Origin of the sequence: Salipiger sp. HF18 (assembly GCF_011806505.1) — a bacterium.
In the GTDB taxonomy this organism is placed as follows: Bacteria; Pseudomonadota; Alphaproteobacteria; order Rhodobacterales; family Rhodobacteraceae; genus Salipiger; species Salipiger thiooxidans.
In genome coordinates, this window is sequence record NZ_JAATOS010000084.1 from 1 (window position 1) to 13,284 (window position 13,284).

The 13,284-nt window shown below is 56.8% G+C and carries 11 protein-coding genes; 6 read left to right on the forward strand and 5 right to left on the reverse strand.

Going from position 1 to position 13,284, the window contains the following annotated elements; genetic code table 11:
- The 4 genes from HC022_RS09970 to HC022_RS09985 form a co-directional block, all read left to right on the forward strand.
- Positions 1-265: AAA family ATPase (locus HC022_RS09970; RefSeq protein ID WP_254885035.1), on the forward strand; the 265-nt coding region annotated here is incomplete at its 5' end.
- Between the two features lie 120 nt (positions 266-385).
- Positions 386-2,020, forward strand: coding sequence for an RNA-directed DNA polymerase (locus tag HC022_RS09975; RefSeq protein ID WP_167452316.1), 1,635 nt, complete (start codon positions 386-388; stop codon positions 2,018-2,020).
- Between the two features lie 136 nt (positions 2,021-2,156).
- Positions 2,157-2,666, forward strand: coding sequence for a hypothetical protein (locus HC022_RS09980; protein WP_217703943.1), 510 nt, complete (start codon positions 2,157-2,159; stop codon positions 2,664-2,666).
- Positions 2,667-3,175: 509 nt separating this feature from the next.
- The gene (locus HC022_RS09985) at positions 3,176-4,663 is read left to right on the forward strand and encodes an RNA-directed DNA polymerase (RefSeq protein WP_217703945.1); all 1,488 of its coding nucleotides are present in this window, start codon (positions 3,176-3,178) and stop codon (positions 4,661-4,663) included.
- A 161-nt stretch (positions 4,664-4,824) separates the two neighbouring features.
- Here HC022_RS09985 and HC022_RS09990 read toward each other — a convergent pair whose 3' ends face one another.
- The 5 genes from HC022_RS09990 to qatA all read right to left on the reverse strand — a co-directional run bounded on the left by HC022_RS09990 (position 4,825) and on the right by qatA (position 10,771).
- On the reverse strand, positions 4,825-5,406 hold the full coding sequence (locus HC022_RS09990) for a recombinase family protein (protein WP_167452317.1): 582 nt from the start codon (positions 5,404-5,406) through the stop codon (positions 4,825-4,827).
- A 409-nt stretch (positions 5,407-5,815) separates the two neighbouring features.
- Positions 5,816-6,571, reverse strand: coding sequence for a Qat anti-phage system TatD family nuclease QatD (qatD, locus tag HC022_RS09995; RefSeq protein WP_167452318.1), 756 nt, complete (start codon positions 6,569-6,571; stop codon positions 5,816-5,818).
- A complete protein-coding gene (qatC, locus tag HC022_RS10000) occupies positions 6,568-7,917 on the reverse strand; it encodes a Qat anti-phage system QueC-like protein QatC (RefSeq protein WP_167452319.1) in 1,350 nt (449 codons plus the stop codon). The genes qatD and qatC overlap by 4 nt, the downstream gene beginning before the upstream one ends.
- Positions 7,914-8,816: a Qat anti-phage system associated protein QatB gene (gene qatB / locus HC022_RS28745; protein WP_167452320.1), complete on the reverse strand. Its 903-nt coding sequence runs from the start codon at positions 8,814-8,816 to the stop codon at positions 7,914-7,916. Before qatB ends, qatC begins: the two co-directional genes overlap by 4 nt.
- Complete coding sequence (gene qatA / locus HC022_RS10010) at positions 8,816-10,771, reverse strand: Qat anti-phage system ATPase QatA (RefSeq protein WP_167452321.1); 1,956 nt, start codon at positions 10,769-10,771, stop codon at positions 8,816-8,818. Before qatA ends, qatB begins: the two co-directional genes overlap by 1 nt.
- Before the next feature lie 510 nt (positions 10,772-11,281).
- On the opposite strand from qatA, the gene HC022_RS10015 reads away from it, so the two are divergent.
- Positions 11,282-12,112, forward strand: a complete 831-nt coding sequence (locus HC022_RS10015) for a DUF3883 domain-containing protein (RefSeq protein ID WP_167452322.1) — start codon at positions 11,282-11,284, stop codon at positions 12,110-12,112.
- Positions 12,109-13,158 (forward strand): hypothetical protein, encoded by a 1,050-nt coding sequence (locus tag HC022_RS10020; RefSeq protein ID WP_175583525.1) that lies wholly within the window; start codon positions 12,109-12,111, stop codon positions 13,156-13,158. Before HC022_RS10015 ends, HC022_RS10020 begins: the two co-directional genes overlap by 4 nt.
- The last annotated feature ends 126 nt before the right edge of the window (positions 13,159-13,284 follow it).

The window sequence follows — 13,284 nt, forward strand, 5'->3', positions numbered from 1 at the left end:
CCTGACCCTCTGCGGCCTCCCCGTGCCGCCCCACGTCGCCGCAGCGACCAAGAACAGCCGCTACAACGCCCGCGTCTTCCTGGCGCCGTACTGGGACGAGATCTTCACACAGGACACCGAACGCAAGCAAACCCGCGCTGCGGCCGAAGCGAGATGCGCCGTCATGCGGGAGACCTACACCGCCCTCGGATACCAAATCACGGAGCTGCCGCGCACCGACATCGCATCACGCGCCGACTTTGTCTCTGCGCAACTAGCGCTCTGACCGGATTCTCCAGATGGACGGAGAACCTACTGAAGCGGACCAACCGTCATAGCTTGTAAGACTCGCGCGAAATGACAGCACATGGTAGGTCACTTTGGTACGTGACGGCTATTGAAGGGTATGTACTTGAAAGTTTCGCGCGATCACTTCTTGAGGGCAGCTCTTGAAATTGGCCAGAGTGGCGAAAACGATACTCTCCCATATGATATTGATGCTGGGTTTATTCGGGACCGGGCTGAGGAATTCGCAGATATATGCTATACCCTTTTCCAAAAAATTGATGGGAAGAGCATCGATAAGGCAAAAGGATATTTGAACGAACTGACGGTAGTCGCTGAACGACTACTAGCGCCATCTGGCGCCAATGGGTTCCGGATCACGACGAAAATTCATCCATTTTGGAACCTATACTTGAATGGCCTTGGCCTCGCTATTGCAGAGGCGAATGAACCCAATCGCAACGATCGGGTGCACTCCTACAGGTTGGGAGGCGAAGCACCTGCCTTCTTTGATCGAACCCGGTCTTGGCGAACCTACAAGGAAGCGACCCTCAAAGAAGGGGCATTACAGAAAGAAGGAAGCGTGGTCGTTCAGACTGACATTTCCAGTTTTTACGAGCACATCTACCACCACCGGCTCGAGAACGTAGTCAAGGATCTGGGCGAAGCAAACTCTACCGTGGCCTTGCAGATTGATCGCATCTTGAGCAAACTCGCAGCCGGTCGATCATTCGGGCTCCCGGTTGGGGGCCAATGTGCGCGCGTCCTCGCTGAAGCTATGATGACGCCGATCGACCGATCGCTGTCTGATGCCGGCATCGTCTGGCATCGATACGTCGATGACTTCACGCTTATTTGTGAATCACGCCAGCATGCCTATGAGGCGCTGTCGGTGTTGTCACATGCGCTTGCCGATTATGGCCTCTCGCTGAACCGCACGAAGACTACGACATTGAGTGCGAAGCACTATACCGACTATGTAGCGGCGCAACTCGGCGAAGGTGAAGATGCCAGTGCCGATCTGAGGGAACTCGACTTGCACTTCGATCCTTATTCCGACACAGCGCAAAAGGAGTACGAACAACTCAAAGAGTTGTTTAAGAAAATTGATGTTCAATTCCTCATTGATCTCGAAAAGGAAAAATCTCAGCCAGATAACTTTGTCGTCACGCAAATTAGTCGGGCGCTGAAGTTTCAAGAACCAAAAGTCGCGGCCCAGCTCTGCGAAACACTTTTGGATGTAAGGAACCTTGACTCGTTTCGCGCGTCCTGGTCCAAGATTATGCGTGGCGTCTACTCGGTCCGGGCAAACGGTGAATTTTCCGATTTCCATGCTCAAATAGATCAACTTCTCGATCGAGTGATAGTTTCTGCTCCACACTTGCTCATGCCGGAAGCCAACCTGCTGCACTTCTTGCGCACCATCCGTTTCACGCGAACAGATGCTCGTGGACCATTTGTTAGAAAAACCTACGACCGCAGCTCGTCAACAGCGGTCCGGAGGGCTTGTATCGACTGTTGGCATCATTGGCCCGATCGCACTGGATTTAATTATGTGCGCAACAAATGGCAAAATTTGACACCCGATGAGCAACGGATTTTCTGGCTGGCAGCTGGGAATTTTGGAGATGAAGGTAAGCATGCGCGTCAACAGCTCCGCGGATCACTCGCTCAATCTTGGCGCCTAGGCTTCGAACCTGAGGAGGGACCAACATTTGCCGCATCCTACCGAGAATGGGTGAAAGATGGCGCTTAACCGACTTCCCTTTCGCGATCCTAGGACGGTAGCGAGAGACATTCCCGGCGTCCTCGATGCCCTTTTCCCTCGGCTCAGTGGAAGCCTGGTGGCGGCGTTAAATCGGGATGCATTCTATTACCCTGGCTTGGACCCAGTGCCCGGCGAGCTGGTGGAGCAGAGCCGACTTCAAAAGGCCATGCTTTTTGAATTGGCGGTAGCTCGAGCTGAACTCATTCTTTCCGATAAAACAGAGCCCGAGTGGGCCGAGTGTCTTGCCATTGCTCTGGAACGGCAGAGCCGACACTACGATGCTCAGAAGCTCGACGGAATCGAAGAAAGCGACAGGAAGGTTGCCGAGCATGCAGCTCGAAACCTAGTTTCGATGCTAAGGCGCACCTCCAGAGCGCATGATTTCCCGATCGTGCGGAGCCCCGTTATTCCGGGAATGGGCTGGATTGCCTCGGGAACCGGTGACTTCGCTATTGGCAAAGTCTTGGTTGAGGTGAAGCACACAGCTCGAAACTTCATCGCAGGCGACTTCCGGCAAGTCTTGATGTATTGGCTTTTAAAGTACGCGAGTGCGATCGAAAGCGATGATGAAGTCTGGACGGAATGTTTGCTCCTGAACCCCCCGGCGGAACTCTGGTCTCGCCATCAATTTTGACAATTTGCTTCATTCCGCCTCCTCGAACTCCAATAGAGTAGAGCTTTGTGAGGCGCTGCGTTCGATTGTCGAGCATGAGATAGTTCGAAGGTAGGAACTTCATCATCCAAACTGCCTTCAAATTGCTGCGGCGCGATGCGTCAGCGCAGTCGTCCAGCCGAGCTGAGCGAAGGTCTTCTTCCGACCTGGTCGCGTATCCGAGCGTCGTCCGCTCCGGGCTGGAACCGGTCATGCGGCAGCGCGGCGTGCTGGACGCCCTTGGTCAGCGGTCTGCCCGGCAGGGACGGCCCGAAGCTATCCTTCGCGCTCGCAGCAGCTGACGCCAAGCGCCGACATGAAGGGGCCCACAGCGGACGATCGCCATGCATCGCAAGAAAGTTGTGCTATGCGTAGTTAGTGACCTTGGCTTATCCATGCCAAGATTGCAACATTACAGCAGTAGGATCAGCTGTAGCCAAAAGGCTCTCTAAATGTAGTTGCGGGGTATTGTTTTGACGCGAATAATCGACTTGGAAGCTTCTGAAGCAAAGACTTACCTCGAAAAACCGGAATGCTACTTCCGGTCGGATTTCCCCCCATATATCAGCTTTGAAGATATTTTAAAGGATACTGCAGAGGTCCTGGGTGGAGACACCTACCTCGCCTTTCAGAAGTCTAAGCCCGACCGTGCAGTTGATATGTCTGGCGTCAACTATGAACTTCTAAGCACCAAAGATGGTCGCTTTGCCTGGCGACCGTTCGAGCTCATTCATCCAGCCATCTACATTACGCTAGTTAAGATCTTCTGCGAAGAAGAAAATTGGAAATTGCTGCAAGACCGATTCAAGCTACTTCACTCAGGTGTAGTGGAATGCACCAGCTTTCCCATGGCATCCAATGGTGAAGATAAACATGATGCTGTTCAAGTTCGCAATTGGTGGCTGCGATATGAGCAACGCTCGTTAGAGCTATCAATGAGCTACACACACCTACTGAAGACTGATGTCTCTAATTGCTATGGATCGCTCTACACTCACAGTATTGCATGGGCCCTGCACGGATACGAGGCCGCCAAAGCAGCCCAAAATGACAAAAGCTTGCTTGGAAATCAGATCGATTTTCACATTCGCAATAGCCGCTACGGCCAGACGAATGGAATCACCCAAGGCTCTGTTCTAATGGACATTGTCGCCGAACTAGTTCTGGCGTACGTTGATCACCTAATAACCAATAAGCTCAGCGGAGAAAAGGACTTCCATATCCTTAGGTATCGCGACGATTACAGTATCTTCACACTGAACGATCAGCGAGCATCAGAGATCGTCAGAGTAATTAGTGACTGCCTAAGAGAGGTTGGAATGCAGCTCGGCGCAGCGAAAACTTCTGTAAACAGCAATATCATTGAAGGTGCGATCAAGCCCGAAAAGCTGGCAGGTGTACAGCTCGAGGACATGGATATCACCCAAGCCAAGACCGTTCAGAAGCAGCTTCTGCGACTACATGCTTTTGCTCGCCTCTACCCCAACACTGGCGCAATCAAGCGGCTAGCAGATAGCGCATTCCAAAAGATATCGAAGATCACCGAGCCTCCCGAAGATCTGCGCGTACAAGTGGCGATTGCTTGTGATATCGCGGTGGTTTCTCCTGGTGCGTTCCCTGCCATATCTGGCATTCTTGCCAAACTGATTTCACTCGCACCAGAACCGGACCGCCCGGAAATGTGGAGCAGCGTAGCAGATAAGATGACTTGGATACCGCATAACGGCCATCTCGAGGTTTGGCTACAGAGAGTCACGAAGGCGAAAGGTGTCGGACTATCTTTTGAAAGCACAGAGCCGATTTGCAAAATTGTCAACGGCGAGTCTGTCCAACTTTGGAATAACGATTGGATTAGCAGCCAAGACCTACTTCTGGCCCTTGATGTTTCTAAAATCGTTGTCAGCAGCCCGGGAGACCTCGACCCAGTTCCAGATACAGATGAGCTTTCGCTTTTCCGCGAGTACGCCGAATTCTCCTAATCACGCTGCGGCTAAGCAAGCTCGTGTCAGCCTCTTTGAAGGTCGGTTCGCTACCGTTCGCCTAGGACGCAGCGAAGGACGCCTTCCCGCCCATCATGCCCAAGGAGGCCTCGGCTCTTTCGTTTATTGAGCCGAGCATAAAGGGCTTTGAGGCGCGATCATCAGTGTTTCATACCCCGCCTCGCCAGCGTGCGATAGACGGTTGGCCGCGAGACGGAAAAAACCTCGGCCAAGTCCGACACCGAATACTCCCCAGTTGCGTGCATCCGTGTCAGTTCCTCGGCTTGTCGGTCGGAGAGCTTTGGCTTCGTGCCCCTCAGCTTCCCTTTGGCGCGGGCAATCGCCATGCCCTCGCGGGTGCGAAGCCGGATTAGGTCGGCTTCGAACTCGGCGAAGGTCGCCAGTACGTTGAAGAACATCCGTCCCATCGGATCGGTGGGGTCGTAGACTGTGCCTGCTAGTGCGAGCCGTACCCCGCGCTCAGCTAGCCCGTCGGCGATGTCGCGTGCGTCCGGCACCGAGCGGGCCAGCCGGTCAAGCTTGGGCACCACAAGTGTGTCGCCCGCCCGCACGGCTGCGAGCGCTTGGGCAAGCCCGGGCCGGTCGCGGTTGCGGCCGGTCAACCCATGGTCGGTGTAGATGCGCTCGGAGGCGACGCCAAGAATTTCCAGCGCCGCGCGCTGCGCGGCGAGGTCCTGAGCGTCGGTGGAGCAGCGGGCATAGCCAATACGGAGGTTTGTCATGGGGCAAGTGTAACTCAAGAGCCCCCTTCAGCGATAAACAAACCGTACCATCCTATCGAGACATGATTTCCCCAACAGCAGAAGGAGCGCGAGGCGAAATCAAAGTGTCCGTTGAACGATCCCCATACGGACGCGAGTAAGCCGATTAACCAGGGCAGCACGATCCATGCCGGGACTGCGGGACGTCTAGCGGAAACGGGCGGAAGGCGGACATTTGCGGCAAGAGCGAGCTCTGACGCGAAGATTACCGAAAGCGGACGTTCCCAAACGAATAAGTCATCATCTACTTGCCAACAACCAAGAGCCCCTCACGTTCAATGCAAGTCTAGTTTGGTCCGTGCTATTGGAGGAATGCTCCTGTGTGATGGGCAGTTACTCAAGAGCGCGGATTGCACAGAATAGATGATCCTTAGCTGAGAAGTGCCCGTAAGTTTTCGTTAAGCCATACGTCCACCTCGTCATGCTCCAAGCTGAACAGCTTTGCCAGGCCGTCTCGCGCGGGCTTCACGTCAGCTGGCGCTCCGTCACTCGATTCTCCACGAGTGAAAGGACCGTCTGTTTCCGTCAGAATACGCCCCCTCGGGAGTGAATGTACAAGCTTTGCAGATCGATCGTTGCGTAGCATTTCGGCATTGATTGAGAAGTAACATCCCATCTCTGCGGCCCGGCGTGCCTCTGCAGCGGAGCCGGTGAACCAATGAAGCACTACGCGGCTACTCCCGACGGGTAGTTTTGCCTCAATCATATCGAGGACAACTTTCGCGCAGCGGACACTATGGACCGAGATTATCTTGTCGCCAGCGATAGCACATGCACTCAAGACTTCTGCGAAGACGGACTTCTGCTGTTCGAACGAGCTATAAAACCGTCGTCCCGCGTCCAAACCGACTTCACCCACATATCGCGTTGACGAGAGATACTCTTTCCAAATCAGGAGTTCTTGTGCGCGCTCGGCGACGAGCTGCGGATGTAGTCCGAGTGCGGCCCTTACATATTTCGTGCGATCCGCCAATTCCTTGTTGCGCGGGAAGGCTTTCGGCGTCGTTGTCACAGTTAGTGTGAAGACGCGCTCCCGTTCTCGTTGCGCTACCGCTGCAGCATGATCGGGGTAGAGGTCAAGGTGGCAATGGAAATCGACCAGTCGTGCGGTTCGGCTATAGGTCATGATGGTGCCGTCTTGACGCCGTCTAATATCTTGCCAACCTCCTCCAATCCTCGGCGATAGACGTCTGCATAGGAATCAATTCTGTCGGGATAGTCGGATAGTGGGCCGGGCTTGTGGATCAGCAGTCGCGCCACGTCGGGACGGCGTGCCAATCGGCCTAGCGCCAATTGGAATGATCGGACCTGCTGTCCTTTGGCTTGGCGCGTATCCAACGTACTTTCCTTAAGATCCTGGACGCCGTATTTGGTTGGGTCGCTCCCGTCGAGCGATGCTCTTCGGATCAGGCAGGGAAGGCAATAACCGCAATGCCCCTGCGGTTCTCCCTTCCACCGCGCTTTTGCAGGGGATGAACATGACAGTGAGTGTCCAGTAGCCGCGTCTAGGGCATCACGATTGGTGCATTCTTTCACCATCTCGCCTTTGGTTTTGTCCCAATAAGGATTAACTAGCTCGCCATCGATCCCGAGCGCGTCCAAGAGTTCGTTCCATCGAGCCATGTAGAAGGGATGCGTAGTGCGGGTGCTCAACGCGCCTAATCGCAGTCGATCAAGCGGAACGTTCAAGGCGATGAGGCCGTTCTCAGGCACGCGCATGACGAATTCCTTACCCATACCGGCGCCTGCTGCCACGCCCAGCGAGAAGAACAAAAAAGATCGCCCGCGCGTGGTGCTTTCGGACTCCACGCCGTCGATCAGCCCGTCCCCAAACGTCATCCAGATACGCAGTCGATCGAATGAGGTGTCCGGATACGCCGTCTTCAAGACCTCATAACACTCTTCCTGAGATTTGCTGACCGCACCTTCACCGGCATGGCTCACAAGCAAAGGCGCGCCACCCGCTTCGAGGGTGTCGATCGCGCCAATCAAACTGTCGAGGCCGCCGGAAAATAGATTGATCGCGTCGAACGGCACCGGGAGCAACGGTTTCGGCCGCGGCTTCGCAAGCGTTGCTTGGGCCGCGGGTCGTGCCCTGAAACCGATTTGCCACCGATCGCCCGTCAGGAAGTCGAGCGCGCGCTTTACGATACTCGCCGACCGGGTCCAGAGCTTCGGATCGCTGACCGGCACTACCAACCTGATCTCTCGCGACCAGCCATCTTGCGATTCCGTGCTCCGCGCGAGGCGCGTGTCGGAGGCATGAATGTGAGCGGCCAACACCATAAGATCGACCGCAACCTCGCTCGGTCCAAGGTTCAATTTCGCCATGTCTGATAGGGCGTAGCCGATCCCGTGTGCGAGACGATCGCCGACCAAGAGGTCGAGTTTCGACACGATCTCATCGCTGGCCGCAGGGATGCTGACGTCGTCCTCCGACCCGAAGTGGCCGATCAATAGGTGCCGTCTCATGCCTCGGCCTCGCTTTCTCCAAGTGCTTCGAGCATCTCGAAAGCCGCCTCATACACGCTGTCCACGAATCCTGAGATCTGATCTTGAGAGAGTGCGCCGATGTCGACCACTGCCGCATTTACCGCATCGCTCACGCCTCGCTGTATAAACTCCGACAATTGCGCCTCGATCCGTTCCACCGTCCGGGCATCGGATGGCATCGTCACGACCCGCGTGCCGATGTCGTTGCAAATGCGCGCCTCGATAGTGTGCGACGCGTAAAGCTCGAAGACCGTCTGGATCTGTTCGGATGTAAGACCATCAATATCGGTAATGCCTGCGTCTGCAAGATCGGCGATGGTCTCGATAAAAGCGTCACGGGCGATGCCTTCGTCGATCGATCCCCCGTCTGGGCAGATGTAATCCGCCAATCCGGCGAATATCTCTTCCACCGGACGACCAGCGAGGCTTTCGAGATTAAGCGATCGCAAAGCCTCTCGGACACCGTTCGCACGGGCATTTCCCAAAAAGCTGACGATGCCTGATGCAGTGCTGCGGGACGATCCCATGCGCCGTGCAGCGGACCCGGCACCGCCAGATGATCGCGACACATACTGTGACATCGCCCGACCGAGACTGCGTCTGTCGCTCCCACCCGAACCAGCGAACCGCGTGAAATTGCTACGCGCCGATCGAAACCTATCGCTGGTCGGGGCCGGAGCCACTGGCTGCCGATCCGGGGGCGCGGCGGGCGGCACTCCAGGAGTGGCTACAGACGCGTCGCCATTGGTTTCATCGGTGGGCGCGGCATCCCCCCCGGGCGCATCGCCATCGGCCCCACCATCGCCGTCGCCTTCCAGCCAACTCGGGACCAGAGGTGTGCCGCCCGACGCCCCTCCAAATGCATTCGACGTGCCCATCAGCGCCTCCTCTTGCTTGTGCGTGTCGCTGTGCTCGCGGCGGCCTTGAGGGTCGGGGACCCTTTCTCTGCCCAGTCGGCGAGGAGGCGGTCGAAGCGAGCAACAAACTCACTACCTTGGATCACCCCCGTCCAACCCGAAGCGACCCAGGGGCCGCAACGATCGGCAGGTAAGCTCTCGAGCATGTCGAGAAGATTCGTCTGCAGGATATCGTGTGCGCGAACGAGCACCGTCATTCCCGCCACACCGGCCGGCACAGTCTCAAACGAATCCCCGCCCATAATGCGGCCCCGCAGTTCTTCGAAGACTTGTCCCGCTTCGGCTGGCGCCAGCTGCCTCAACTCGCCCTCTTGGGCTTGGACCACGAGCTTCGAGCCCATCAGCTTTTCGACCACCGCGCTTAAGCGTCCGAGTACCGATGCAGCTCCGAAGTAGTCCTTCCGATCCTTCGCGACAAACAGATAGGGCCGTAGATCTTCCTCCCCGATCTTCGGAGACAGCTTCGCCCAAGACCGTATCACATCCGACCCTTTCCATTCGGCGAGCATTACGCTGTCCAGATCTGGTTCGGATTTGTTCCGAGAATTTTCCAAGCGCGAGCTTTCGGAACCCTTGGTGGTCTTCTTCTTCGGTTTCTCGGCAGATGGGTCATCGGCCTCTAAGCGTGCAAGATCATCACATCGTCCATGTTCATCCTTCGCCGCTGCCGTCGCGATCTGGTCGAACAAGCGCGACATGAAACGTTCCGCGAGCATGAGCTTCGCCAACACCGGCAGTCGTACATCACGACCAAACCCTCGGGCCTGCGCGGTCTGGTTGCGCAGAAGCAGGGTGTTCAGGAACCGCTTTATCTGTCGCGGATTGCCCTGCGTTCCGCTCGCGAGGATTGGACCGATCTGATCGCTGAGTGTCAGTGCGTTGGTCACCCCGGTGCTAAGGTCTCCCAGCGTCTCCTTCACCGTCGCCGCGTCAAGACCGCCCGCTTCCCACGGTCTCTCGAGCTGCTTTCGCGCAACCGCGATCAGCCTTCCGTAGTCTTCATGAGCTTCGCCGAGTTCCGCGCCGATCAGCAAGAGCGTCACATAGATGCGTGTCTCGGTCTCACCCAGAGCCGGTATCCTGAACGGTACCTGGATCAGCTTCTCGAGATAGTTGCGCGCGTAGTCGCGCGGACCCGTCGTATCGGGTAATTCGGGGAAATGCTTACGGACTGAATATTCGATCATGGCCTCGTCCGCCGCCACGATGAACGCCGTCCGATCTGTGAACACGAACAAGCGGACCGCCTCCAATGTCTCTATCGCAATGTCGGGCAGACACCGATCCAGATCGTCGATCAGCACGACGAGTTGCTTGACGTCGGCTTTATCCAGCAATTCATTGAAAGCATCCCGGAACGCCCCAATCTCTTCGGGCAGACGCTTCGATTCATCGGGCTTCAACAAGCCATCAATGCCGTTGACCACGGCATCGTAATTCTCCCTCGTCGCGAGCTCACCCGGATCGGCGAGAAGGCTCTTAACTCCGCCTACAGCTGCGCGTATCTGATCGGGTGTCGGGATCCCCGACAGGGCCGTGAAGGCCAGACCGCCTCCATGCCGCGCGACTTTGAGCCAGTCGATCCGCTTGAAGATATTCGTGACTGTCTCGGCCGCCTCGGTGCCGAGGGATCGCTGCTCGATCAGTTCGGTAACGATGCCCTCTATGAGCGCGATCTTCGCGTCCTCGAACCCCTGGAAACGCCAGCCGTTGAACTTGATGCAAAGGACGTCATCGTCGTCGCGAAGTGAGGCATCGATCATTTCCAAGATGCTCGATTTGCCCGCTCCCCAATCACCATGCACGCCGATCGTGACGGCCTCTTCGGGCCGCTTCGCGAGCAGATCGATAATCGTCTTGGCGATGGCCTCATTATTGAGGAGATCCACCTTCGTTTCGTTGTCGGTCAGAAGCAAACGGTGGCACCTCTCCAAAATACATGCGCAGATTGCGACGGCCAGTCCATCAACCTATAGAAGTTGGTTATCACGCAATCACAAAAAAGGGTAGATGACTACCTTCACTGGTGAAATGATCTCCTCATTCGACATCATAGGCGAGCAGGGCGTCGCAAATGCCCGGAAAATTTTTTCGGCCATGGGCTGTTTATTCTACGAAAGTCAGTCTTGGCTATGATGCAATGCGGCATTGCTCATCAAGACCATTTTTCGCAATGGGTCGGACGCGCTGGTCGCCACGCGAGCGGAGCCCCCGCTTACCGCGTCTGCTTCCTCCCGCGTAGCGGTCGCATCAGCCATAGTGCCGAACTCCGATTTTGCCGCCCGTTTGAAATCCGATAGGGCGAAGCGAAGATCGGTCGAGGTCCTCCAATGTTACGTGAAGCTTTGGGCATCATTCGATCAGTCACACTCACGGCTGCAGGGATGACCAATGACAATCCCTTTGGCACAGCCTAACTTGGCCACATGAATTCCTCTGATTGGTCCGACATAGAGAACGATGCAGTCGTGGCATCTTATTTCGAGATGCTCAGTGATGAGCTCTCGGGACGAAGCTACAACAAGGCGGCGCAGAACCGTGCACTGCAAGAGCAGACAGGGCGGAGCCGCGGCTCGATCGAGTTCAAGCTCTGCAATGTTTCGGCCGCTTTTGTCGGGCTAGGCCTGCCGATCATCAAGGGCTACCGGCCGCGGTTCAATTTCCAGATGTCGCTTGCAGAGGCTGCCTCGCGTTGGTTGGCGCTACACTCCGAGTGGGAGCTTGCCCTCCATCGCAAGGCGACAGCCGTGCTGGCAGAGCCACCCTCGCTCTTCGTAGGGATGGCACCTACGCTTCGAAACGCACCGCCACCCGAAGAGCTGGAGCAGATGCAACGGGTCGCGCGGCACTTTGATGTTGCAGGACGCGACAAGCGCAATCGGGCCTTGGGGCATGCGGGCGAAGAGCGTGTTTTTCACTACGAGCGCCAGATGCTCAAACAGCATGATCGGGACGACCTGGCCCGGCGTGTTCGCTGGGTCTCAAAGGAGGATGGCGACGGCGCGGGCTATGATATCGCGAGCTTCAGCCCGGAGGGGCGCGAACGTCTGATCGAGGTAAAGACGACCAATGGGTGGGAGCGTACACCATTCCACATCTCACGGAACGAATTGGAGGTCGCGGCCGAGCGCCGCGACGACTGGTATCTGTTCCGACTCTACGAATTCGCCCGCGCCCCTCAGGCCTTTGAACTGAGGCCGCCGCTCGACGCGCATGTCACCCTTACTGCCACCAACTTCCAGGCAAGTTTTCAATGACGCACAGCCACCGCATGTTCGTTCGCACGATCGGTATTGATTATTCGGGCGCTGAGACCGCCGAGGCTAGCCTGAAGGGCTTGAGGGTCTATGAAACCTTCGGCGACAGCGAGGCGTGCGAAGTCTTGCCTCCACCGGGACCCAAAAAATACTGGACCCGAAAAGGGCTGGCGGAGTGGCTACAGCAAGAGCTTGATGGTGCTCGTCCGACGATCGTCGGCATCGATCACGCCTTCTCTTTCCCAATGCGCTACTTCGAACGCCATGGATTGGAGCCGGATTGGCCAACCTTTCTCGACGATTTCTGCCGGCATTGGCCCACCGATCAACCTCACACCTATGTCGATTTCGTGCGGCTCGGGAATGTCGGCAATGGTGGCGCGAGGACAGGTGAACGGCGCTGGCGCCGACTGACGGAAGAAGCGACCGGTTCGGCCAAATCGGTATTCCACTTCGATGTGCAGGGCTCTGTCGCCAAGTCGACCCATGCGGGCATACCTTGGTTGAAGCGCATCCGGGCAGAGCGCCCCGAGCTACACTTCTGGCCCTCCGATGGATGGACCCCGGCTGCGGGCACGTCAGTGATCGCCGAGACCTACCCGAGGCTTTGGAGCTCCGCTTACCCCAAGGATGATCGAACCCCGGACCAGCATGATGCCTATGCGATTGCGCGCTGGCTACAGGAGGCTGATCAGCGCGGCGAGATCATTAACGCGCTGACGGCCCCGGAGCCTGAGCCGATTGCGGCTACGGGGCTAGTCGAGGGGTGGATCTTGGGAGCATCTTGGCCGCCACAGAAGATCAAGCGCGCACCACGCAAGAAGCGCACCGCTTCCGGGGGCAACACGACAGAGCCTGGCTTCATTAATCGCAACCTGCAGGAGGTCGTGACGCGCACCGACCTGCCCGGAAACGACCACAATCAGGTCACCTATATCTTGAGGTGCCAAAGCTGCGACCATCGGTACGGGGCAAACGGGTCTGATATTTTCCAGCGCCGTTGCCCCGTTTGTGGAGCCGGACGCCCAGGTCTCCCGATCAGCTAGGTAGCATCATGGTTTACGCGCAGCATGGCGGGCTGGGCCATAACAGCGCGAATGTCCGCGACCACCTCCTCGACATGAAGCGATCAATGTCACGCTCGGTCGGTGGTGCTCGATTTTTCATCGAGT

Bases quoted from the DNA above. Each gene is read 5' to 3' on its own strand.
- qatB (WP_167452320.1), bottom strand. From the start codon at position 8,816: ATGGGCACGTCGAATGCATTTGGAGGGGCGTCGGGCGGCACACCTCTG.
- HC022_RS09990 (WP_167452317.1), bottom strand. From the start codon at position 5,406: ATGACAAACCTCCGTATTGGCTATGCCCGCTGCTCCACCGACGCTCAG.
- HC022_RS09975 (WP_167452316.1), top strand. From the start codon at position 386: ATGTACTTGAAAGTTTCGCGCGATCACTTCTTGAGGGCAGCTCTTGAA.
- qatD (WP_167452318.1), bottom strand. From the start codon at position 6,571: ATGACCTATAGCCGAACCGCACGACTGGTCGATTTCCATTGCCACCTT.
- HC022_RS10015 (WP_167452322.1), top strand. From the start codon at position 11,282: ATGAATTCCTCTGATTGGTCCGACATAGAGAACGATGCAGTCGTGGCA.
- HC022_RS10020 (WP_175583525.1), top strand. From the start codon at position 12,109: ATGACGCACAGCCACCGCATGTTCGTTCGCACGATCGGTATTGATTAT.
- qatC (WP_167452319.1), bottom strand. From the start codon at position 7,917: ATGAGACGGCACCTATTGATCGGCCACTTCGGGTCGGAGGACGACGTC.